Below are 25,206 nucleotides of genomic sequence, written 5' to 3'. Positions count from 1 at the left end.
TCTATCCTTTCAATTATTTTTTCTTCTTTGCAGCTTGCATACCGCCGATGATAAGCATAATAATCCCGATTACAGCTAAAATAATCCGAACTAAGAATGGATTCAATGAAAACACAGTTTCACCTTGCCAATACAATCCGAACAACCTTTCATTCAGCCCCACAATCGCCAATAACGGCTTAAGAAACAAACTCAGCGCTAATAATACGATCCCCCAAATAATTTTGTTATTCATTGATCAAAACCCCTTTCCAATTAAGATAAATGATGATTATTTCACAATAAAACGATCTATCCTTGCGTTTCGAGAATTTTATCCGATATTCTCAATGTCTGCTTGATAATATCCACAACAGGTTCATAATTCTCTGTAATAAAAAAGTGACCACCATCTACCGTATGAAAAGTCGCTGCCCCACCCGCATAATATTTCCACTCGCTCATGTCATATATGATAGCACTGCGGTCGTTGCGACCATTAATGATTGTAATATCACAAGCGATCTTATCTTTTTTCTCTTGGTAACAATATGTTTCTGATATCTTAAAATCAGCGCGCAATATCGGTAAGAATAAATCAAGCAACTCCGGATTTTTAATTATTTCATGCGTACTGCCCCCATAACTCATAACCGCATGCAAAAATTGCTCGTCTGGCAATCGATGAATTGAAGTTTGGTTATGCTTATTTTGCGGTGCGTTACGTCCGCTAAAAAAAATATGCTGCGGTTTATGAACCCCGTTCTCGATTAACTTGTAATACGTTTCAAACGTAAGTAATGAACCTAAACTATGTCCAAATATCGCATAATCGTCGTTCGAAGCAACATTGCTTGCTATCGTAGCAGTGATATCCTCAACAATAGTATCTATGTCGTCCCGAAGTGGCTCAAATATTCTCTTGCCATGACCCGGCAATTCCACAGGGAACAATTGTATATCGCTACTTAACGATTTGCTCCATTTGCGATATACTTCGGCGGATCCCCCTGAATAAGGAATGCAAAACAATTTAATCTCATTGCCCATATCAATAACCCCTTTCTACAATTCGACAATGCAAGATATGATGATACAATCATGTATCATTTGTTACTTTTAATTACTTTTATCGCTTCATCGAAAGAGGATACATTGCCTTTTTCCACATTGTCTAACATTGACATAATATCATCATCGGACAATTTATAATCCGGTACAATAACCGCCTTGTCATCGGATTGTTCTTTACCGATACCGCGCTTCTTATCAATGAGCCCCGCTAATTCTTCTACGGAAGAGTGCGTAAAAATATCCGTAATATCAATCGTTCTAGGATATATCGCATTTATTTCCTTTAAAAGTTCCATCGCATGAATTGAATCCCCTCCGAGAGAATTAAAACTCTCATAGATATCGATCTCTCTTAGATCCAAAACGACAGCATAGCGGAACGCCACTTCATTCTCTGTGGTCGTATAATTATCATTTTTACCTATAATGTGTATATCTTCTGGTGCAATCGTTTGTTTTGCTACTTGTTTTCTCTGTGTATTGTGACGACTTATATGACGATCAAGGTTTTTCTTCAACCATGGCGACAGTCTAAACGGAAGATTATTCTCCCCTATTTGTTGAAGAATGTCATAATTGATTTGCCCTGGTATAACATTACTTAAATCGTACTTTATGATCTCATTTAGCGCCTGAATAGCTACTTCTGTCTCTAGCGAACGGAATAAGGTAACGGCATCAGCAACCTGATAATCTACTGCCATACCCACTTCACTCCATCCTGGCCAATTCACAGTTTGCACAGGTATACCTTTTTTCCGAAGGTACGGCGCATATGCATCAAGGAAAGCGTTCGCCGCGGTATAATCACTTTGCCCCGGTCCTCCTAATAAAGACGTCATCGAAGAAAACAGGATAAAGAAATCAAGCTTCTCTCCTCTCGTCAGAGCGTCCAATACTACCGTACCATTAATCTTTGGTCTTACGACATCACGAAATGTATTCATATTTTTGTTAAACAGAAATCCATCTCCTGCCATTCCAGCGCAGTGGATAATGCCATTAATAGGGCCATATGCTTCTTTTAGCTCTGATAGAATGCTTTCCATTTGTACCCTATCACTAACATCCGTATAGCGAAGCAAAACGGTACACCCTAGGTTTTCAAGATATAAGATCGATTCAATAAGCGTACTAAGTTTACGATCTCCATTCGAAAGTAAGGTTTGCCATGTTGACCGGTCAGGCAATGCTTTACGAGCCAGAAGACAGATTGTTCGTGCTCCCCTATTCCCTAAATCTATTGCCATTTGCAACCCTAATCCACCGGTACCTCCTGTAATTAAATAGACGCCCGTTTGCTTAATCTCCATCTCCCTCATCGATTCTTGTTTCTGTTCGATTACAGTAAGTGCCTCCGTGAATCGTTGATTGTTTCGATATGCGACGCGGAAGGTTGGATTCTCCGTCAACACCTCATCCAGTACAGTCTCCATATCTGTTGCCTCATCTATGTCGATACAACGATAGCGAAGATTAGGATACTCTGTCGCAGTCGACTTGGCTACTGCCAGAAAGGCTGCGTTTGCAGGCTTGATACAAGCTTCTTCCCCTGTTACTTCATGTGCATAGTCAGTCAACAACACAAACTCGACAGAATCACGGATCGTTCTAAGTATCGCTCTGGTCAAATAAACCACACTATAGAGACCTTGATGTAATTCTTCTCCGTATCGCTCCGCCGAAACGTCCGTTCGTGTAAAGTTAACGGTACTGAAGTGATAGACCGAACAAAGATTGTTCACACCAATCGCAGCAAGCAGTTTGTCGTAATCTTCCTCATCCTCACCAACCGTAAACTGGGTTGCATCAATTTGGCTGAATTTTTTGCCGATAGAGACAAAAAACAACCGACTGTCTTGATGCTGGATTTGTTCTGCAAGCGCACGAGCATAATATTCACCCTGGTCACAAAAAACTAATACATTACCTTGCACATTCTGAGTTTTTTGTATCGTTGCCGGTTGCAACATCCAGTTTGTACCGTAAAAGGCGTTCTTTTTAAACTCATTCATTTTGCTAATTTGCCGAAGCGTGACTTCTTCCGCCTCTGCGATCACATTGCCAGATGTATCCACGAGTGAGACACGGAACGTAAAAACTTCTGTATTATTATCCTTTGTCAAAATAGTAATCTTACTATAAAAATGACGCGGAACCCGGCGATAGAATTTTAAGTTTTTATACGAGAAAGGCAATAGTTTACGCCCACCCGTATAGAGTCGGATAACAGGTATATTAATTGCATTGTCAACCAATGCCGGGTGGAAAGAAAATTGGTCTAAATCAGACAAATATTTGTCTGGAATTTGTATCTCGGTTATAATTTCATCCCGATCACCATTTGCTTTGGTGAAGAAATTCATTATGGATTCCCAACGCTCACCAAAATAATTATCACTTTCCCAACTATTAAGAATCAGCTCTTTTTCTTCCAACCCTTGTTTAATACTAAACTTTTTCAAAGCGGGGGCTGATTCTATTTCTGAAAATTGCAACTGCTTAGGCGGCGTATCATCATGCATACAAACCGTACCCTTGGAATGTTCTATCCACACGTCCCCAGTTGATTCCTCATGCCTAGATACAACCGAAAAATCTGCGTTAACGTCATTTTGGGTAATAACAATATGGATATCCATATCTCCCTCATAAGCTAGCAACGGGGCCATAAAAACGAGATCCTGAATCACAATATTTGCATTGTTAAAACAATGCTGGCATGCTTCTTTAATCATTTCAAGATATGCCGTTCCGACTAGCAGATGGGTGCCCATAAGCTTATGGTCGGTAACAACCCATTCTTTTGTAAGTTCGGGATTAACGAGATACACACTTTGCTTCATCGAATCAACAATACATTGATGAACAAGCGGATGTAATATCGTACTATCCGGTTTCCTGAGAATAGATTGTGCCATTGTAATCGGTTCAGCCCAATAATGTGTTCTATCAAATGGATACGTAGGTAAGGAAACGCGCTTATATGAACCATCTTGATACAACTGCTTCCAATCAACTGTGGCTCCTTTCACATACAGTTCACAAAGCTTGGAGAGTTGTGAACTGTTTTCACTCACTTCTCTTCCTGTTAAAACAATTTTTTGCGCTTCTTGTGTTATGCGATTTAGCTCACTAGTTGAAATATCGCCTTCATTTATACTTTGCCGCTTATCCGATACGACATGATTTTTTCCATAGTAAATGCTATGATTGACCATATTTTTTAATTCGGTTTTTTTCAGAATAGCAAGTTTGTCTGTTAGGTCTTTGAGGGTATTGAATACAATAGCGATTCGATAGGTATAATGCCCCCGGCCCGTGTTCGCCGTATAGCATAGGTTACCGATCGGTATATCCTGTTCATTCTCAAGAAATTGTTCATAGTTATGAATTAAGCTTTTTAAAGCGGTTTCAGTTTTTGCCGATAGAGTAAGTACATTATTTGCCGTCGTGTCTGGTAACAGATCAGAATCCTTATATTCTTCTACGATAATGTGGCAATTGGTTCCACTAAAACCAAACGCACTTATTCCTGCTCGCAGCGGCATTTCCCCGCTATCCCAATTCATGCATTTGTCGACTACATATAGAGGTGAATTGATAAAATTAATGTATGGATTCGTCTCCTCAAAATGAAGACTCGGTGGTAACATCCGGTGTTTCATAGATAGAAGAACTTTTAATAGATTTGTAGGGCCGGCAGCACCGACCGTATGTCCGATGTTTGTTTTCACAGAACCAATTCCACAGAATTGCTTTTTATCCGTAAATTTTGAAAAAGCATTTGATAAGCCAGTAACTTCAATCGGGTCACCGAGCAACGTTCCAGTACCATGTGTCTCGACGTAACTGATAGATTCAGGTGAAACATTAGCTCTTTTCCAAGCATTAATGATGACTTCCTCCTGGGCGAGCGGATTCGGAGCCGTGATACCGTTTGAAGCCCCATCATTGTTTATTGAACTCCCCTTTATCACACCATAAATGTGGTCGCCATCTTTTATCGCTTTCTTGAGCGGCTTCAATAAGAATACAACAACACCTTCAGAGAACACCGTACCACTACACTTTTTGTCAAAGGTGCGGATGCGATAGTCCTTGGATTGGACGGTGTCCATAATACTCATATCCTCATCTGATGTTTCTTTGTTATCACTATCTTGCATGTTGAAACCAGTGATGCCGAGGTTAATTCCACCCGCCAGTGCCATGTCACACTCTTGATTGCGAAGAGCACTACACGCTTCATGTATTGCGACAAGTCCGGAAGAGCAGGCAGTATCAAGGACGAGAGCCGGCCCTTTTAAGTTAAACGTATAGCTAATACGGCTTGCTAAGATCCCATTCCAAAATCCGCTTAGTTTCATCTGATCATCTTCGGTCAGGTATTTATAATGGATAGAGTTTGTTTCATCTTTTCCTACAAATACACCCATGTTCGAATTGGTTATCGACGGAATGCTATAACCGGCATCTTCGATTGCTGTCACCGCAGTTTCCATGAATACCCTTTGCTCAGGTTCGATATAGCGTGCCTCCCGTGGAGGAATCCCGAAAAAGGCGGCATCAAATTTATCCCAATCCGTAATATAACCACCTTGAAACTGTTCAAGTTTGTCATAATTTTCTGGCGATGGATTATAGCCGATATACTCGGCAAATGCAATATTCTTTAAGAGCATTTTGTCAAAAACGAGCCTATCTTCAGGTTTCGGCACAAAACACACCCTGCTATTTACCAAATTACCCCAGAATTCTCCTGGATTTTTTGCCATAGGCAGCCTGTTTGCAACGCCAATGACCGCTATTTCGGTTAATTTCTCTTCTTCATTTTGTTGAAGCTTCGCTAACAAATTTACTGCTTCTGTTTGGGAAATATGCTTCATGCTGAGTTGATCTAATATAAATCTTTTTACAGTGTTCATAACTAAATCCCTCCTTTTAATTGTCCTTATCAAGTAACGCTAGCACCTGCTCCATATTCATATCACCTGCAACGAATTGATCTACCATATCCTGTATGTTATTACTACTTTCTTTCTTAATTGTTATCTTGTTACTCTTCGTTGTCTTTGTCTCAATATATTGCGCGATTTCTACTACTGTAGAATATACAAACATATCCGTAATCACGATGATACCGGGATAGAACTTATCCAGTTCTTTTTGAAGATATGCAGCAAGCAATGAATTGCCACCCGACTCAAAAAATTTAGCATGGATATCTACTTCATCATTGCCGAGAGTTTGTGACCAAGCGTAGATTACATTTCTTTCAATATCCGTAATATCGCTCATACTTTTCCCGATCACAACGATCTCTTTATCCTCGGGGCTAGTCCCCTTACTCCAATGACTCTGATCGTTACCTCTATGATTGCTACTATTCTCAAACAAACTGATGATAAGATTGTCATGTTCCATTTCTAAAGCTTTATAATCAATATCTCCGATCAGTACCTGTGGCAGCTTTGTTTTTAAGGCATGCCAGAACGCGGCGGCTCCTTCTTCATCATTAAGGAATCGCACATACGGCCCTTCTTCGCGTATACCACTTACTGCCGCCATCCCTGATTCACGCCACCCTGTCCAGTTAATTGTCAAACTAGGCAACCCTAATGTACGGCGGTAATATGAAAAACTATCCAGAAACGCATTCGCAGCGACATAATCACTTTGTCCTGCTGCACCAAATATGGAGACGTAAGAAGAACACATCACAAAAAAGCTTAAAGGATCATTGCGCGTCAGTTCATGCAATACCCAGGTTCCGGCAATTTTCGGTCTTAAGACGGATTCATACGTTTGCCATGTCTTATTCATAATGAAACCATCTCCAGCAATACCGGCAGCATGTATTATCCCGCGGACCGCTCCATGTGCATCTCGTAATTGCTGTAATGCATCATCCATTTGTATATAGTCAGCAATATCAACCTGCATAATATCCAATGAGTATCCTTGAGACCAAAGGCTTTGTACCTGCTCCAGTTTCTTACGCAGAATTGGATCAATAGGCTCCGATAGAAGCGAAAATGTATCTCTTGAATAGGTCCTGTTAAGCAACACGATATGAATAGTTGGATTAAGGCGGAATAAGTATTGGGAAATGGCTAACCCCATGCCACCTAACCCACCTGTGATGATATAAACCCCGTTATCGACTAACGTCATTTGTTCATCATTAAGGGCTGTTCCATGTGTGACATTGTTAAGTTGTTGCATATACTTAACATTTTTTCGATAGGACACCGCATGCAACGATTCATTGCTAAGCATGTCTTCGATTAGAACGTCTGCAGACGTATCGTTATCAATATCTATTACGCGTGTCTTTATGTTCGCATACTCTCTGCCGATCGTATTGACCATACCACTCAATCCGTAGCTCAACGGTTGAATCCATTCTTCCTCACCGGTTACTTTCGTTGCATTTGAGGTGTATATAACCAAGTTTATTGAATGACGAACATCTTGGTTAAGTAATGCTTTTATCAGATTAAATGTGCTTTTGAAGAGCAACTCCATCTCTGTTATAAGCTGTGATCCTGTTTGCATCTCTTCATGAATAAGCGAAGCCATATGAACAATATATTTAATATTCTCCTTCGCCAATGAAGATAGAATGGTATCAAAATCACATGCCTCTCTTAACTCTACAGCTATTATCCGCTCTCCAAAGTACTGACGCATCTGCAGCATCAGAGATGAATTGAGTTGCCCTTGACGATACATTACGAGTATGCAATCGTCTTCCTTCACAACATTCACCGCTTTATCAATGGGGTCAGAACAAGCAATCCAGTGTGTCGTTCTATACTGATGTTGGGAGGACTTCATAAAGTTCTTCTCGTCATGGATTTTTTTAATAACATAATTGTTCAGCTCCCCAATGATATGAAAATCCTCGTCCAGTAGCGTGATGTCAAAAGCCGCAAACTCCTGAGTTACACGTTCTTGCTCTTTTAGTTTAATATAGCTATACATCCTAGGCGGAAGAGGTTGGTAGAAGCGCGCTTGTTCACAGGAGAACGGCAAAAACACATCATTAATAATCAAATTTCCAGAATTAATTGCCGGATCTAGTAAAGACGGAAACAGTATATATTGATCCACTTCTGTTAGTAAGCTTTTATCAACTGAGAAACAAAGTAAAAGTTCTTTATCATTTTTATAAAGCGCCGATAGATTGTTCCACTTATTACCTGTAATTTCTACAATTGATTTAGGTACCAATGATGTATGCTTATCCATTACCTCACAACGAGCTATAATCGAAGTGATATCAATTGACCTATTTTTAGGAGGGGCATGTTTTCTTTTGCGCACTGATACTTCTAAATGATGGATCCATTCAGATTCCTTATCGTTTTTACTAAAGCAATTTACCGAAATGCCATCATGCTCCTCCCTTATGATGGTATGAATCGTACGAGTTTCATGCCGGCCACAAGCAAATGGAACACAATATAATAGATTTTCAATATCAAATTGAGCATGTTTTAAATACCGAGTGCTTACGAATACTGCCATTTCAAAAAAAACAGTGCCGGGTAAAACATGAACACCATTTATCATATGACATTTTAATTCCCAACATTGTTCAACATTCATCTTTGTCATATATACATGCATACGATGGGTATCTAACACACATGTATGAACTAATGGATGAAGATTCTCTTTGCGAGATTCAACTAATTCTTTTTCTTGTTTAGACGGTAACGAAACCCAATATCTTTTGTGATCGAACGGATAAGTAGGGATGCTCAATTTACGTCGTTCTTCTCTTCCATATAATTGATCCCAGTCAACAGTCGCACCTTGGACATATAGTGCAATTAATGCATTTAATAACTCCTTATGTTGCCCTCCATCCGACTCATGGATAATTTGTTGCGTTATTTCAGCAGCTTTTTGCGAAAGTAATTGCACTGTATTGCGGTGAATATATCCATCCGTAATATCGGAATCCGTTATTTTATGTTCGCCATAAACATATCGGTTATCGTTAGTATGCTGTGTGAAACTAATCGCAAAAAGATCATCCGGAGAATGAAGAATCATCGCAAAACGACATTCAAAATGAACTCTCCCGACATTGGCGGTATAGCATAAATCATCAAGATTGCAGTTTGGCATTTGCGTTAAGTATTCCTTATACAGCTCAATGTAACGGCGAACAGTCTGTTCATCTTTGGCTGAAACTGTAAATATCCGAGACTGTTTGGGACTATATAGTACACTATCTACTTGGGGGGCTTCTTCTAAGATGATATGGCAGTTTGTCCCGCTCATGCCGAAGGAACTAACGCCACATCGTCTTGGGTAATGCGTCGGCTCCCAATCACATAACTTATCATTAACATAAAGAGGAGATGATGAAAAATTAATCTTTTGGTTAGGTGCTGTGAAGTGAAGCGTTGGAGGTAATTGCTTATGCTTTAGCATTAAAACTGCTTTAAGTAGCCCTACCGCTCCTGCTGCACTATCAAGGTGACCCACGTTACTCTTTACAGATCCGATTGCACAGAATTGTTTCTTGTCCGTCACTCGGCTGAACGCACGTTCTATACCGTTAATTTCAACAGGATCGCCAAGTTTTGTTGCTGTACCATGCGCTTCAATATAGGATATCGTCTCAGGATTGATTCGAGCGTCTTTCCATGCGCCTCTTATGACAGATTCTTGAGCCTCAGCATTTGGTGCAGTAATGCCGATCGAAGCTCCGTCTTGGTTGATACTTCCCCCTTTAATAACCGCATAAATATTATCGCGGTCGCGGACCGCATCGCGTAACGACTTCAGGATAAAACATATAACACCTTCTCCTGTGCCTGTACCGTCTGCATCATAGTTAAACGTCTTCGTTCTCGAAGAAGAAGATTCAATACCCATCTTGTTCTCAATCACTTGTGGTGCGGGTGTTATTCTGAAGCGAACAGAACCCGCAATCGCCATTGTAATGCTACCATTCATGATTTGCTCACAAGCCATATGCACAGCTACCAAAGAGGATGAGCAAGTCGTATCAATATTAACTGCAGGTCCTTTTAGATTTAATATGTAGCTAATTCTACTAGCGATAATGGCATCCACATTTCCAGAAACTGAAATTCCGTGCGTATGCGCTTCATTCTCTTTCAGCAACGAACGGTAGGAATCAGGCGGACTTGTATAGCCTAAAAACACACCTGTCGGACTGCCTTTTAAACGACCGCCACCATAACCGGCATCCTCAAGTGCTGTCCAAGCCGACTCCAAAAACATACGTTGCGCTGGATCCATGAATTCAGCTTCCCGAGGTGAGATATTAAATACACTTGGATCGAATAAATCGATTCGTTCCATATAAGCACATTGCCCTAAACTTTCAGGCATTTCCTTCTGTTGCATGTACTGATAGGATCGAACCGCATCCTGATACCGTTGTTGCGGAAAATCAGTGATCAAGTCCATCCCATCGCGGATATAATCCCAAAACTCATTAACATTGTTGGCTTTTCCAACTTTTGCATGTAAACCAATGATCGCTATATCTTGAGCAGAAGGTTCATGACAATCGGAATCGGATAGCGAATACGGTATTTGCTTAATCATATTCAAATCCACTGGATAGCCCCCTTCTTTTGTTAAATTGCATTGTAATCAAAATGCTCGAAAATGGTTTCTGTATTGGAATCTCTGAATAACTCTTTTAATCTTGCGATCTGTTCTTCCCGGCTTGTTTGTTTCGTTTTGAACATCGTTAGCAGCATCGTAATAGCCTGTTGCATCTCATCTTCAGTAGCCGTTCTTCCTTCATTTTCAATCTCGCTCTGAAGTGCATTTAACTTGTTATAGGGTTCAATAACCCCTCGTTGGTATTGTTCACTATCCCAATTATTGTTACGGGTAGCCGCAAAAATACCTAAACTTCTGGACAAAAACGGAATAGCAGTATTCTGAATGTGTTTTTCAAGTTTTTCGATATCATTAGTATGGTCATACGCAAATATAGGCGTGTCACCGAAAATGTTATTCATCAAGTTCTTAAGTACATGTCCCGGACCTACTTCAACGCCATATTGGATCATATATTTTTTAGCATAGAGCATGCAGTCTACCCAGCGAACAGGTGAGTAAATTTGCGCTGTAAGATTAGGAATGATATCCTCGCTGCCCAGGTAAGGCTTAGCTGTGACGTTAGAAAGAACAGGTATCGTAAAATTTGTAAACCGGTATTTTTTAAGTTCTTCTTCAAAAAGCGTTGCAACCGGTTGCATAATGCTACAGTGAAATGGAGCGCTTACATTGAGATAAACAGATTTTAGCCCCTCTTCATTCAGTAAATTTACAACCTTATCAACAGCTTTACGATGTCCAGAAATAACGGTTTGCGTGCGTGAATTATAATTTGAGATACTTACCACTTCGTTTGATTGAGTAACCGAATGACAAATATGCTCAAGTTTCTCCACATCACGCATCATCACTGACACCATGCAACCTGCTTCCGGTGCAATCGCTTCTTGCATCAACTCTCCCCGTTTACGCACAATTCTGACCGCATCAGCAAAATCGATGGCACCTGCGCAAGTGAGTGCAGTAATCTCACCTAAACTATGTCCGGCCATTAAGTCGGGTTTAATCATGTGCCTATCCATCAGTACACGATACATGGCTACACTTGTTGTTAAAATCGCAGGTTGGGCATTCTGTGTTAATGTTAAATTCGTTTGATCACTTTCAAAACACAACTTCTTTAGATCAAATGACAATGCATCACTCGCTTCCGCAAATACATCTGAAGCGATTTTAGAATTTTCACATAGTGTTTTTCCCATGCCAACATACTGTGAACCTTGTCCCGGAAAATAGAATGCTTTTCTCATCATTTTAATTGATTAGACCGTTCATCAACGCCCTAATCTACCCTCCTATCCAACATTTCGATTGTGTAAAACAGTAACCTGGAACATCAATCAATCTGGGTTGTTCGTCATGAAACAACCTATTAAAATCAATGGTATAACCGTTCACATAATACTCAGCTATTTCATGCATATCATACCCGGCAAAAGAAGATAGCATGCCTTGCTCTACATCACGATTTTCTGCAACGCTCTTTCTTCTTTTCTCATCATAGTAAATATCTTGACTGGATCTGTTTTGAGCAATCCATTGGCTTAAAGTATCATAGAGGTCATCAAATGTACGGTAAACAACCGCTAGGCGGTACGGACTATAATGCTGCCGACGTGCTAGAACCGTATAGGAAAAATCAAGCGCGTTAGCCGTCTCCGTATCCTTATATTGCTTTACAAATTCCGTAAATTTGCTGATTGTCTGTTGCAAGGAAACAAGCGTGTGCCCCGAAATACAAAATAAATAGCAGTCTTTAATCCATGGCTGTAAATTCTGTTCATCAGGAATATACTCTTCATATATGGTAAGTGCATTCCCTCCGCCATATCCACTAGAAAACGATGCAACGATACGTTTTTTCCCTTCCTCAACCTCCCAGTCTTTTAATTTGTCGTTTATATAAAATGGCGAATTGATTAAATCCAAATAGGAGGAAGGGGTATCAAATTTATAGACAGGCGGTATCTGTTTATTTTTTAAGGCAAGCACAGAACACACAGCATTACTCAAACCTAACATTGCTTCTGAATAGCCTAAATTCACACTCGTTAGTCCAAGTGCACAATATTGTTTTTTCTGTGTAGAAGTTTGAAAGCCATTAATCAATCCTTTAACTTCTAACGCTTGTTCAATTCTTTCACAATACCCTTCACCGTCAACATACGTAATATCTTCCGCGCTTAGATTCGCATCATTAAGCGCTCCCTGTACGACTTGTGTAATCATTTCCGAACTTGTTTGCAGAAAGTCAACGCTCGCCCCACCACTGTTATTTGTATCTATCCCCCGGATAATCCCATGTATCCGGTCTTGATCCGCCACCGCCTTATCAAGCGGCTTTAAATACAAGGCGATTGCTCCTTCTCCTAGATAGTTACCACCAGGCTCATCATCAAAGCTTTTACTCGCAATATCCGGCGCATGATGAAAAACTTCATTCAATACTATTCTTTGATCAAGCAAATGCGAAATATTGATTCCCCCGACAAGTGCTGACGTAATTTTACCCATTTCAAGCAAATTGCAAGCCTCATAAAGCGCTAATGCACCACTAACACAACTATTCTCAATTACAGTTGAAGGACCTCGCAAATCAAATTTATTTGAAAGACGTGTAGCAAGAAAGCTAGTCCAATTCAACATATACGATTTCATGTTAATATCATCGATATGCTTAAGATAATTAACTAATTGGTTAGCAGTAAAATTAGCGGCGATATACACCCCTGTAATCTCATTTCTGCGGTCTGTGCCAAGATAACCCGCATCTTCAAGTGCCCGGTACGCAGCTTGAAGCATGATTCTATGGCTAGGTTCCATCAATGAAGCATCTTCATGCGATATACCAAATAACTCATAATCAAACTCATCGATATCTGATAAGATGGCACCATAATGATAATTACGCTCATCAGTATCTAATCCACCTAACAATTGCGCGGCGCGTGTTATTCTATCCTTTGGACAAGCCTGTATTAATGTGCGCTTGTTTGATATTACATCCCATATGTCGTTATAATTGTCAGACAAAGGAGATTTCCAACCTATTCCAACTATAGCAACCGGTGTCTTTTGCGAATTCAGTCCCTTTAATAATTGACCCGCTTCTGCTTTATCTATTCTTCCGTCTTTGAACATCGAGATAACGAGGTCCATTGCATTCGTCTTTTTAGTTGTTATCATATTGTCGCTCCTTCCTTAAGACATACCACTAACCGGTGTGCCCTTTGCTAGTAACGTGGTCTTACTCAAATCAATGAACATATCAACATCTTCGATTAGAGTTTCTTCCTGGAGATCGGATAGTCTTAGGTTTATCTCATTGGCCTCAGTCTTTTTTCCATGCATAAATTGCATAAAATAGCGGCTTGCATCTGCCATATCTGAGTCGGAAGGTTGTTGATTGGAGGACGAGTACTTATCATAGATGTCTTTCAACTGATTGTATGGCGTAACGACATTTTGTAGATAATCCATATTGTCACAATTATTGTTTGGTACACTAACTGCAACTCCTAACATCCTTGACAACAAATACGTCTTATTAAATAACTTTCTTTTCTTGAACAGTTCTGTGGAATAATAAGGGTCGCCTTCATAATCCATCGTAAGAACACGTGCTGCAGGCTCAACATCTAAAACCTGATGACGTAACATGTTGGAAGGACCTATTTCAATGAAGCGATAAATACCTTGGTTCGTCATATATCGAATCGTATCTTTCCATCGTGTCTGGGTATAAGGTTGTAACATTAATCTCACAATATCTTCACTGTCCGTATATATTTTGCCATCTACAGCGGTGATAACGCTTTCAACATGCCTTTTTAATGTTAGTTTTGCAATAAGTGCCTGTAACCGTAATGATATTTCTTCCTTATTTGATGCATCGTTTTGGGACAGAGTAATTTGACTATGTCCTACAATAAAATTAAGTGCATCTGAAAAATCGACTGCCCCTGAACAAACTAATGCCGACAGTTCTCCTATATTGTGTCCTGCATAATAAGCTGGCTTAATATTAAATACGTCTTGGAAAACAGTGAAAAACGCAATGCTCGTTGTCAAAATAGCTGCCGGCACAAATGTTTTATCATCGAATTCCTTCCTATCACCGTACATAATTCGTTCCCGCAGATGATAACCTAGACACTCGTCAGCAATATCATAAACCCTTTTTGCTGATGCATAGTTGTCATACATGGATTTTCCCATTTTTAAATATTGTGATCCTATGCCTGGCAGTAAGATCGCTATGTTGTACATAAACGCAACACTCCCTCCTTGGATGTTAAGACAGGTCGTAATCCATTGGATTACGACCTGTCTTTGCATATCATTTAATTTTTTGACCTACCACAATTGTTTGTATGTTCATATCACATCCTTACCTTTTCATTCCTTACGATAAAGGAAATAAATATAAGTAAAGCTGCAAAGCAAAGCAAATATATCAGTTGCTGTGAAGCAGCAGCAATACCTTTCCCGGCTATAACATCTCTACCTGCTTGCAAAAACCATGTCGTCGGAAAAAAATCTCCGATCTGCTGCGCAAATTTAGGCATAATCTCTCGCGGCCAAAAACACCCCCCCAGCATTAGCATAGGAAAGTAAATTAAAGTCGAGAGCGAACCGGCCATAAGGTTAGTGTTTGAGAATCTACTGATTGCTATACCTAGAGCGACACAAACAAGGGAGAAAGCCAAGCACACGAGCAACACTTCTTGTTTCTGCTGAGAGGTCTGCCCAAATGGAAAATCTACTATGCCAGATATAATGCTCAGTAACAATACGGATTGAATAGCAGCGATCACAAAACATGCCAGCATGTTTTGTATGAGATAACTAAATCTTGATACGGGCGTAACTGCAATACGATCATACACACCTGATAATTTATCTTGTAAGATTAAACTGGTGGAGAATGTCATAAGAAATATCATACCACTAGCAATAAATCCTAATGATTTTACCGCATTGCTGACGTCTCGTTCTGATCCTGCATACTTAAGCGCACTTTCATATGTAACGTTAAACGCGCTGTTCTTGTAATAGTCCATGCCTTGGTAAAAAATCTTCTCATCACCTCCAGACGCTCTTGCAATTTGTTTAGCAGAAGATACATAGCTTGACACATATACTTTTACAGGACCAAAGATGTCAGTACCTGTTGAATCATAGGTTAATACAGAGACGTCCTCACCATTCAACAAGCTTTTAGTGAAGCCCTGCTGAAATAGCAACCCACCGTCTAGTTCTGAATTAATAACCATGCTTTTGACATCATCATTGCTCGTCAGATTGATAATCTTGTACTGCCCCTCCAATTGCTTTATAAAATCTTGAGTGAACAAGGTCTTGTCTTCATCTATTATCCCGATCTTATATTGAACTTCCTGAGATTTCACCACAATCAAAAAAACAGTCAGTAAAATCGGTATAACAAAAATAAACAACAAACTCCAACCCTTCTGGAAAAAACGTCTAATGCAATTAAGAAATATTGTCATTCTACCGTCCTCCTCGAAGCAGCCAGGCTTACAAGCACGAATCCGACACAAATTAATATCATTATTCCAATATTCATAAGTGCCTGTTCCACTTGATTCCCATATACGACATTGAAAAGAGCAGTCTTAGCGTAATAGCTTGGTGAAAGATAGGCAACTGATCCAAAGTCCGCGATTACAAAACCGCCAACGATGAAAGTCCCCCCCAAACTTATAAAATTGGATAATGATTGTGCTTTTTGAATGCTACGTGTAATAATAACCAGCATCAACCCAAGTAGTGTAACGAGTATGGATAATATAAACAAAGTAAGAAGTACAACTATAATATGGTTTCCCCAATCCACACCATACACGTACTTTGTAAACAAGAGTAAGATGACCGCTTGGAAAAATGTCACCAATGACAAACCAAGTCCTTTGCCAATATATTGTACATGCGGTTTTACAGTAGACAAGCGCATTCGATTACCTAAAGTGCCCAAATAGTCTTCAGACGCCATAAAAATACCGTATTCTTGCCCGTATAATAATAGCATCAGTATCATCGCTATGCTGTAATACCCCATCGCAGTCGTCGCTTGCGAACTTGAACTTGTTAAGGATTGTTCTTTGACATTCTCTTCATTTTTCTTCTGAGGCTCGGAACCAGACGCATCGACTTTTGCTTGTCCTGTTATCTTATAAATAACGCTAGACGTATTCACCAAATTGGTTAGGCTACTTACAATGTTCTTAACAACCAGCGTAGGTACACCGTAATCTGTTGCTAAGTAGACATTGACGACATGGGGGAGATCTTCATCGTCAGAGAAATTATCAGGAATATAAATAATGGCATCTGCTTCATCCTTATTAATAAGAACTTTGCCATCATCTACTGACGCAACCGGTTTTAGTTCCGCAAGCTGAGTAACATCAGTTGAATGTAAAGCAGCATCAAAAATAGCGCCATACTTGCCTGAATCAAGGTTTGCATAAGCTATTGTGACCTTCCCCAATGACTTTTGTAGATCATATGTACTACCGAATACTGAACCCAAAATGAGAATAACGATAGCATAAGTAAGCAAATTAATCAAAATTGCTTTTGGATTCATGATCATCCGTTTAAACGCATAGAACATCTGGAACAAAATATTCATTGCATATCCTCTTTTCCGATTCAATCACGCAACTTTTTACCTGTTAATTGGAGGAAAACAGTTTCCAAATTCGGTTTTTCTACTGCCATATATTTTATATTAAAGTGTTGCTTGATTAATTGTTCCAGTATAAGAGGAATACGACTGTCATCTTTGTCTAGTTTAATTTCTAATATCTCTTCGTTAACACTAAAGGACAAAACTCCATCAAAGGACTCGATTACTTTGACAGATTCCGCTGTATCAGCAGTGAATTCCAATCTTAGGCACTGTTCATGGATATGGTCTGCGATTAATTCGTCAATTGTCCCAAGTGCAATTAACTGACCAAAATCCATGATAGCAACGCGGTCACAGATTGCCTCGACTTCTTCCATATAGTGAGTCGTATAAATGACCGTCGTGCCTTCTTTGTTCATTATACGGATAGATTCCAAGATATGATTGCGTGATTGTGGATCAACCCCAACCGTCGGTTCGTCCATAAATAGAACACTCGGTTGATGCACAATCGCACAAGCAATATTGAGTCTTCTCTTCATGCCGCCTGAAAAGGTGCTCACTTTCGATTTCCTTCTGTCCCACAGACCAGTAAACTCCAGTGCCTTCTTAACCATTTGTGTTAACTCATTTCCGCGCAGACCATACAATCTGCCCCAATAAGTGACATTATCTATCGCATTTAACGTTTCAAATACAGCAATTTCCTGAGGAACGTAACCAATTTTACGTTTAATCTCTGTTGCATGTGTTGAAAAGTCTTTGCCGAGTATCTTCACTGAGCCACTGTTAAAACGTAAAAGTCCTAATATCGTATTCATCAACGTAGACTTCCCAGCCCCATTCGGTCCTAGCAACCCAAATATTTCACCTTCACGTATGCTCAGAGTAACCCCTTTCAACACATCGAGATTATTGTATTTTTTGACCACGTCTGAAACTTCGATTATCATACGCACATCCTCCATAATACAGGTCGTCATGTTCTACCCCCCACATAGTAAATGCATCAATTTAATAAATCTGAGTCCTTGATATAATTGTGGACTATCTCTTGCAGAAACGATTCCTTCGGCAGCTTCTTATTCCCGATTAGTAGCAAAGATCAGTCAGAGTAAAGCTCTCGAAGACATTCAGGAACTCATGCTCAAGCAGGCTGTTGTTGAGGGATTTATTACAGACGATACTATTGCCGTAGATGCAACCCATATCGAAGCACGAGATCAAGCCCCGGCCAAGCAAAAAAAAAGAAAGCCTAAGCACGAGCGTGAAGCTTGGCTCAAAAAAAAAAGCAAATGGAAGAAGAACAGAAATCAATCTACGAAAAAGAGATTGCAGCTCAACTAACCGAAACTTATTTTACGTTAAGAGACGAAATCCCCATCGATCCTCAGTGGGGAATCAAGAAAAGTAGTGAGGGGAAAAATCTATTTTAGTATGGATTTAAAGGTCACTTAGAAGTCGGAACAACGAGTTAGTATACTCTTGGAGGCTTGCTTTCTTCTGGGAATTTATTGAAAGAGATCATTTTACAGTATCCAAACTACACATTTAAGTATGCAAAAATGAAGTTGATGAGATTGGATTAATCTGTTGCTCTTTAAGGCAATGCATTATGCAATTAATTCAAATGTAGAAGATTCGAATAAATTCCATCAATAATGATCTACTTGATCAAGCTCCACATTGTGTAACTCAATCTACAAAAAAATAGCGACCTATATATCCATTTATATATAGGTCGCTTACTCTTATGTATTTGTGTCTAATTACTCATTGTATAATTTTCGACATATTTCAAAAAAAAACCTAGCTTCGCCCTCTCGTCCAGCCATATTTTTCACCGAACTACTCAAGCTACTTGTTATGTCACCTTATGACCAATAACGTGCCGAAACATCGATTATTGCCATTCAGGTATTGTTATATTCATCTTCATCAATACCATTGATAGTATTAATATGTTATAAAGCTATATATTATGATAAAATAATACTCTTGTGCATAAACTTTGTCAATAGTTATCAAAATATAGGGCGGTATCAAGTTGTCGGGTTTTTTCCACGCTAGATATTCTTTAGATATTAATTAAATTTGTTTCTTACCGTAGTCTTTATCACACTTCACGCATACGCGCTAATGCATCTATGGCTACTTTAGTCTCAGATGGACGAATGCCTACCTGACGTATATCATCAATGATAATTTCTTTCAAAACCGAGTAAATCTTCTATAATATAAATCCGGCGAGGGCTAGAGGCAGACTTCGCCGGATTTTAATTTGAAGGTTCATAGGAACGTGGATTTAATTTGTGAATAATTTCAACTCCAACATCTACCAGTTTTTCGTTTCCCAAAAAGTTCAGTGCAATCTTAGCTCTATTTTTACGGCTATCTACTTTTTTAATGATTCCTTCTAATCCTCTTAGAGGCCCTGAAGTGACAAGTACTTTTGAATTAACAAGATAAACGCTAGAATACTCCAGTGTATCTCTATCACCAAGCAATTTAATAATGGGTTCGATTTCTTGAGACTCTATTTTACATTCCTCTTTATTAAAGCTCTTTCCATTATGGACGATACGGTAGCAACGGGGAATTCTCTTAATTTTATAGTAGATTTCGTCGGTCAACCTACAATTGATCAGAACATAGCCAGGGAAGAGTTTCTTTATAACATGTTGAATCTTGCCGTTTTTTTTCTCGGGCACTCTTCGCTTAGGAACTAAGGCGTTTAAAACGGAGGAGTCAAAATGCAGATTAAGATGTTTGAGCACCATTTCTTCCTGATTGGATTCAACAAATAATGCGTACCAATATTTCATTTTTCTCTCCACCTTTAATTTGGATAATATCATAGATATAGCATACAACCTTTATCCTGAAAATTTTGTAAAATTTTGTAGAATAAAGGTTACTTGAATTTTATTTTGCGTGTGATTAAATAATTGTAGATAATTGAAAAAACCACATCATGTGTAAAGAAAGGATTTCTCGCTTTGTACCCATGTCGAATTAATCTGGAGAGTCGTTGCTCTACCCACAAATGTGACGGCAATGGCTGCACTTGCTTTGGCTCATCTCCAACTCCGTGTATATAAGTCACCATGGCAATGATAACCGCAATAATAAATCTAGTATTCATTTGCGTAAACGACCCGTTAGCTGAACAGGCTGCCGATGATCTCGGCAGCCTGTTGTCGTGGTGCTATCGTTTCCCGTTAGTTCAACCAATTAATCATTTCATTGACTTTGCTAACGCGACCATTTCCTGTATAGTCAAATCTCCGCTTTCGATTTGAATGAAAGTACCTTCTTGTACCCATCGTAAGTATCCACCTGGTATATGATTAGCCCATGGTTCAAATCGCCCCTATCTATAATAATATTCCCTTTGACCATTCCACTATCCTGACCGTAAAGGACGCTGCCTTGCCTTCTCTTAGGCTATTTCATTTCCAATTACTAATTAAAGAACATATGCGGATAAGCATGTAGTGCTTACACAGGGGACTTATCTTAACCAAAGCACTAAGAAATGCTTTATTCTTAGTCTTCAATTTAGAACGAACAGAGTTCCCAAACTCCGAGAGTACAGCCATTTCATAAAAATTCCGTTTATCTTCGTAAACGTGTTTCTGCTAGTGGTTTGAGACAATATTCAGCGCAGAGTTTCCAAGTAAACGCAAAAAAACCGCTGAGATTATCCAGCGGGTAAACACTTCTTAGAGAATTTTGTCATGAATTTGATCTTAATCTTATCTTCAATTGCATTATCTCTATAATTTCGTTTTAATCGTAATTATTAAGGTTCCTATATACCTCAATTAACCTTTCTTCATCATAGTCCTCATATGTAATCCCATCTTCAGAATCTACGCCAGTTAACAACCAGTTTGTATTAACTTTATATTGGATCCTAATTGATATTAATGTATCCGTTGAAAAATTACTATTTCCCATTTCAATTTCACTCAGGTTCCCTTGAGAGATTCCTATACTTTTTGCAAACAGAGATTGGTTTTTAGATATCCAATATCACTCATTTATCCCCCACCTTTCATCAAGTTCTATGCAAATTGTCCGTTATCAGTAATAATCGCGTCTACCATATGCGCGGACAGATAATCCAGCGCCTCTTGACCATGGCTGTAAAAAAAAGGAGATAGACATCGCGTCCTTCTCCCGTCTGCCGGAAACTCTTACTTGCTGCTTTTATACCGCTCGTAAGATTGCTTGTAAATCTTCATATATTCGTCCACGCCCATCTTCTGCACGGTCGCCACGTATTTGTCCCACTCGGACATCGGCTGGGAGCCGGTGATGAATTTCGCTTCCATTTCGCCGATATACGTTTCCATGTCCTTGCCCACCGTCGAACGGAATTCGGTCTCTTCTTCGGTAAAGTTAAAGTTGTTCCACAGCTCCTTCACCGCGTGAGGCTCTGCTTTCTTGCCCGTTTCCACGGATTCCGGCAGCGTCTCCGAGCCTTTGAAATACTTCTGCTGCACATAACCCGGATAGCTGCCTCCGAGCCACGTGATGTATTTGGCCAAAGCCTGGTCCATCGTCAGGCCGTTCGGATTTTTTGTGATTTCCTCGACGAATTCAAGCTTGCCGTCCGCCGTTTTCTTATACGTCTGACCTTCGATTCCCATGAAATAGAACGTCGCGCCTTCATCGCCGTAAAAATGGTCGATCCACCGTACGGTCGCTTCCGGATTCTTGTTCTTGTCCGTAATGACGAACGCGCCGGGCCATACGGCCGGCACCTTGACGTGCGAGTAGAGCTGGTCGCCGTGAGGGCCTTTCAGAGCGCCGAGTCCGAAGTAGCCGGTCTGGTTCATCTGGGTTTTCGGATTCGGATTGATGGTGGCGCCGAACACGCCCTTCTGTCCTTTGGCGAACAGCGCCGCCGTCTTGATCGTAAAGATTTCTTTGTCGATCAGGCCCTCAGTGTACAGCTTCCGCATGTACTCGATCACTTCTTTGTAGCCCGGGTCCGTCCGGAAAAACCGCAGATCGTTCGTTTTCGGGTCCACATCGACGAATTTGTGGCCGAGACCGCGGTTTCCGAAGCCCCACGCCCCGCGCAGCTGCTCGATCAGCGGGTTGATTCCTTCTCCCGCATATGGAACTTCATCCGCCTGTCCGTTCCCGTTCAGGTCGGTTTCTTTGATCTTTTTCAAATACTGGTAGAACTCCTCCGTCGTGGCCGGCTCTTTCATGCCCAGCTTATCCAGCCAATCCTGCTTGACCCAGAGCGGGGTTCCGATCAGCATCGGAAGAAAATCCGGGCTGTAGAAGGAAGGGAACGAATAAATGTTGCCGTCCGGCATCGTCAGGCCCTTCTTCAAATCCGGGTACTTCTCCATCAGCTTCTTGAAATTCGGAGCATACTGATCGATGAGATCGTTCAGCTTGACGAACGTTCCCTGCGCCCCGTATTTCATCAGGTCGGAGGAAGGAACGCGGGCCGAATAAAACGCGTCGGGATAATCGCCCCCGGCCAGCGCGAGATTGCGTTTTTCCGTCAGGTTTTCAAACGGAACGAGCTGAAACTTGATGTTCATGTTGGTCATTTTGGCATATTCTTTCCAAACGAGCGTTTCTTCGAAGTTATTGCCGTTTGTGGCCGCCTTCCCCGTGAAGAAGGTGAGCGATACCGGCTCCTTGGCGATGGGCATTCCCGTCGGATTCAAATTCGCCACTTCTTTCTTGCTGTCTTTGCCGTCCGCGCTTCCCGCGCTTTCGTTTCCTCCGCTGCATGCCGACAGTACGCTTACGGCCATGGCAACGGTTAACGTCACGGCTGTCCATCTCATTTTTCTCATCAGCAAATCTTCCTCCCTTAGTCCATTGTATCTATCGGCAGCCGGGGTGTCAGCCCCGGCGGACCCGAAAAACTTTCCGTCCCGCGAATCAGCCTTTGACGGAACCGATCATGACGCCTTTGACAAAATACCGCTGCAAAAACGGGTACAGCATCAACACCGGCAGATTGGCCACGATGACGACCGCGTATTTGATCGTTTCTCCCTCCATCACATTCCGGGCATGAGAATCGTCTCCGACCCCGAGCATTTCCTGCATCTGCCCCTGGATGAGAATTTCGCGCAGGAAGAGCTGAAGCGGATACTTGTCGCGGTCGGTCAAATACATCAGTCCGCTGAAATACGAATTCCAGTGGCCCACGCTGTAAAACAAGATAATAACGGCGATGATCGGCATCGAAAGCGGCAGCACGATTTTCCAGAGAATGCCGAGGTTCGAGCAGCCGTCTATCGAAGCCGCTTCCTGCATTTCGCCGGGGATCGAGCTCTGGAAAAAGGTGCGCATGATAATGATGTTATACACGGACACGGCCCCCGGAATAATGAGCGCCCACATCGTGTTGAGCATGCCCAGGTTTTTGACGAGCAGATAGGACGGAACCATGCCCCCGCTGAAAAACATCGTAAACACCATGAGGGCGGAAATCGCGTTCCTTCCGGCAAAATCTTTGCGCGAGAGCGGGTAAGCGGCCGCAACGGATAGAATCAGATTGATCGACGTACCGACGACCGTATATACGATCGTGTTCAAGTACCCCGTTAAAATTTCGTTATTCTGAAAAATCTTCGTATAGCCCATCCACGTAATGTCTTTGGGCCACAGCCACACTTCTCCCCGCATGACAGCTTCCGGACTGCTGAAGGAGGCAATCAGAACGAAGACAAGGGGATACAGCACAATCAGGGAAACGAGAGACAACAGCGCGTACACGACCCAGTCGAACGCTTTTTCCCGGGTGCTTTGAATGGTATTCATCGGGCAGTCCTCCTTTCTACCACAAGCTGGTGCTGCTGACTTTGCGGGCGATCCGGTTCACCGTTAGCAGCAGAATAAAGTTGATGACGGAATTAAACAGGCCGACCGCTGCCGAATAGCTGTATTGACCGTCGATAATCCCTTTCTGGTACACATGCGTGGAAATGACGTCTGACGCCTGCATGTTCAGCGAGTTTTGCATCAGATATACTTTTTCGAACCCGACGCCGAGCAGCGATCCCATATTCAGAATGAGCAATATGGTGACCGTCGGCATGATGCCAGGCAGATTGATATGCAGGATGCGCTGCCAGCGGCTTGCCCCGTCGACCCTTGCCGCCTCGTGAAGCTGCGGATCGATCCCCGTAAGGGCGGCCAGATAAATGATGGAACTCCAGCCCATCTGCTGCCAGACGCCGGACAGCACATAGACGCTTTTGAACCAGGCGGGATCGGTCAGGAAGTTAACCGGTTCCCCCCGGAACCACGTCACGACCATATTCAGCAGGCCGGTCTGCGGCGAGAGGAATATAAACACCATGCCCACCAGAACGACCGTCGACAGAAAATGCGGCGCGTACGTGACCGTCTGGACGAACTTGCTGAACTTTTTGGAGCGGACTTCATTGATCATCAGGGCCAGAATAATCGGAACCGGAAAACCGACGACGAGCTGGTAGAGACCGATGCCCAGCGTATTGGTCAGCAGCCGCCAGAAATAATAGCTTTCGAAGAACCGCTCGAAATGCTTGAAGCCCACCCACGGGCTGCCCCAGATTCCTTTGGTCGCGATAAAATTTTTAAAGGCAATTTGTACGCCGTACATGGGAAAATACTCGAAGACCAGGAAAAACGCGAGCACCGGCAAGATGAGCAGATACAGATCCCAATTTCTCCGGACCCGTTTAAAGACCGCGGATCGTTTCGGTTTACGGACGGCCGAAGCGGCCGGGGCTGATGCCGGAGCCGCTGTTTGTGACGATGACGCTTCTTGTGACAAATCCCCACCCCACTTTTCTTGTATTCTTTCCGGAGCATAGCAAACGGGGCAGCCGCCG

General features: G+C 41.4%; 16 protein-coding genes. 1 reads left to right on the top strand and 15 read right to left on the bottom strand.

Annotated features, from left to right (window positions below):
* Positions 1-13: 13 nt before the first annotated feature.
* From ABH899_RS10450 to ABH899_RS10405, 10 genes are all read right to left on the bottom strand, one after another.
* On the bottom strand, positions 14-235 hold the full coding sequence (locus ABH899_RS10450) for a hypothetical protein (RefSeq protein ID WP_369995961.1): 222 nt from the start codon (positions 233-235) through the stop codon (positions 14-16).
* Between the two features lie 56 nt (positions 236-291).
* A complete protein-coding gene (locus ABH899_RS10445; protein ID WP_369995960.1) occupies positions 292-1,029 on the bottom strand; it encodes a thioesterase II family protein in 738 nt (245 codons plus the stop codon).
* Between the two features lie 56 nt (positions 1,030-1,085).
* Complete coding sequence (locus ABH899_RS10440) at positions 1,086-5,981, bottom strand: SDR family NAD(P)-dependent oxidoreductase (protein ID WP_369995958.1); 4,896 nt, start codon at positions 5,979-5,981, stop codon at positions 1,086-1,088.
* Positions 5,982-5,997: 16 nt separating this feature from the next.
* A complete protein-coding gene (locus ABH899_RS10435) occupies positions 5,998-10,668 on the bottom strand; it encodes a beta-ketoacyl synthase N-terminal-like domain-containing protein (protein ID WP_369995957.1) in 4,671 nt (1,556 codons plus the stop codon).
* A gap of 20 nt (positions 10,669-10,688) precedes the next feature.
* Positions 10,689-11,933 (bottom strand): ACP S-malonyltransferase, encoded by a 1,245-nt coding sequence (fabD, locus tag ABH899_RS10430; protein WP_369995956.1) that lies wholly within the window; start codon positions 11,931-11,933, stop codon positions 10,689-10,691.
* A gap of 34 nt (positions 11,934-11,967) precedes the next feature.
* Positions 11,968-13,866: a beta-ketoacyl synthase N-terminal-like domain-containing protein gene (locus ABH899_RS10425; protein ID WP_369995955.1), complete on the bottom strand. Its 1,899-nt coding sequence runs from the start codon at positions 13,864-13,866 to the stop codon at positions 11,968-11,970.
* 15 nt (positions 13,867-13,881) lie between these two features.
* A complete protein-coding gene (locus ABH899_RS10420; RefSeq protein ID WP_369995954.1) occupies positions 13,882-14,949 on the bottom strand; it encodes an ACP S-malonyltransferase in 1,068 nt (355 codons plus the stop codon).
* Between the two features lie 113 nt (positions 14,950-15,062).
* Positions 15,063-16,193: an ABC transporter permease gene (locus ABH899_RS10415; protein WP_369995953.1), complete on the bottom strand. Its 1,131-nt coding sequence runs from the start codon at positions 16,191-16,193 to the stop codon at positions 15,063-15,065.
* A complete protein-coding gene (locus ABH899_RS10410) occupies positions 16,190-17,338 on the bottom strand; it encodes an ABC transporter permease (RefSeq protein WP_369995952.1) in 1,149 nt (382 codons plus the stop codon). The genes ABH899_RS10415 and ABH899_RS10410 overlap by 4 nt, the downstream gene beginning before the upstream one ends.
* 20 nt (positions 17,339-17,358) lie before the next feature.
* Positions 17,359-18,291, bottom strand: a complete 933-nt coding sequence (locus tag ABH899_RS10405) for an ABC transporter ATP-binding protein (RefSeq protein WP_369995951.1) — start codon at positions 18,289-18,291, stop codon at positions 17,359-17,361.
* Positions 18,292-18,612: 321 nt separating this feature from the next.
* Here ABH899_RS10405 and ABH899_RS10400 point away from each other — a divergent pair, with 321 nt between their 5' ends.
* A complete protein-coding gene (locus ABH899_RS10400; RefSeq protein ID WP_369995950.1) occupies positions 18,613-18,774 on the top strand; it encodes a hypothetical protein in 162 nt (53 codons plus the stop codon).
* An 840-nt stretch (positions 18,775-19,614) separates the two neighbouring features.
* Here the strand turns inward: ABH899_RS10400 and loaP are convergent.
* From loaP to ABH899_RS10375, 5 genes are all read right to left on the bottom strand, one after another.
* Complete coding sequence (gene loaP / locus ABH899_RS10395) at positions 19,615-20,163, bottom strand: antiterminator LoaP (RefSeq protein WP_369995949.1); 549 nt, start codon at positions 20,161-20,163, stop codon at positions 19,615-19,617.
* Between the two features lie 967 nt (positions 20,164-21,130).
* Positions 21,131-21,352 carry a helix-turn-helix domain-containing protein gene (locus tag ABH899_RS10390; RefSeq protein WP_369995985.1) on the bottom strand — a complete coding sequence of 74 codons (222 nt, stop codon included), beginning with the start codon at positions 21,350-21,352 and terminating at the stop codon, positions 21,131-21,133.
* A gap of 188 nt (positions 21,353-21,540) precedes the next feature.
* Positions 21,541-23,172 carry an extracellular solute-binding protein gene (locus ABH899_RS10385; RefSeq protein ID WP_369995948.1) on the bottom strand — a complete coding sequence of 544 codons (1,632 nt, stop codon included), beginning with the start codon at positions 23,170-23,172 and terminating at the stop codon, positions 21,541-21,543.
* An 88-nt stretch (positions 23,173-23,260) separates the two neighbouring features.
* The gene (locus tag ABH899_RS10380) at positions 23,261-24,148 is read right to left on the bottom strand and encodes a carbohydrate ABC transporter permease (protein ID WP_369995947.1); all 888 of its coding nucleotides are present in this window, start codon (positions 24,146-24,148) and stop codon (positions 23,261-23,263) included.
* A 16-nt stretch (positions 24,149-24,164) separates the two neighbouring features.
* Positions 24,165-25,148 (bottom strand): ABC transporter permease, encoded by a 984-nt coding sequence (locus tag ABH899_RS10375; RefSeq protein ID WP_369995945.1) that lies wholly within the window; start codon positions 25,146-25,148, stop codon positions 24,165-24,167.
* Positions 25,149-25,206: the final 58 nt, after the last annotated feature.

This window comes from Paenibacillus sp. RC84, assembly GCF_041260495.1.
Taxonomy (GTDB): Bacteria; Bacillota; Bacilli; order Paenibacillales; family NBRC-103111; genus Paenibacillus_F.
This window is presented reverse-complemented; position numbering and strand designations above follow the sequence as displayed.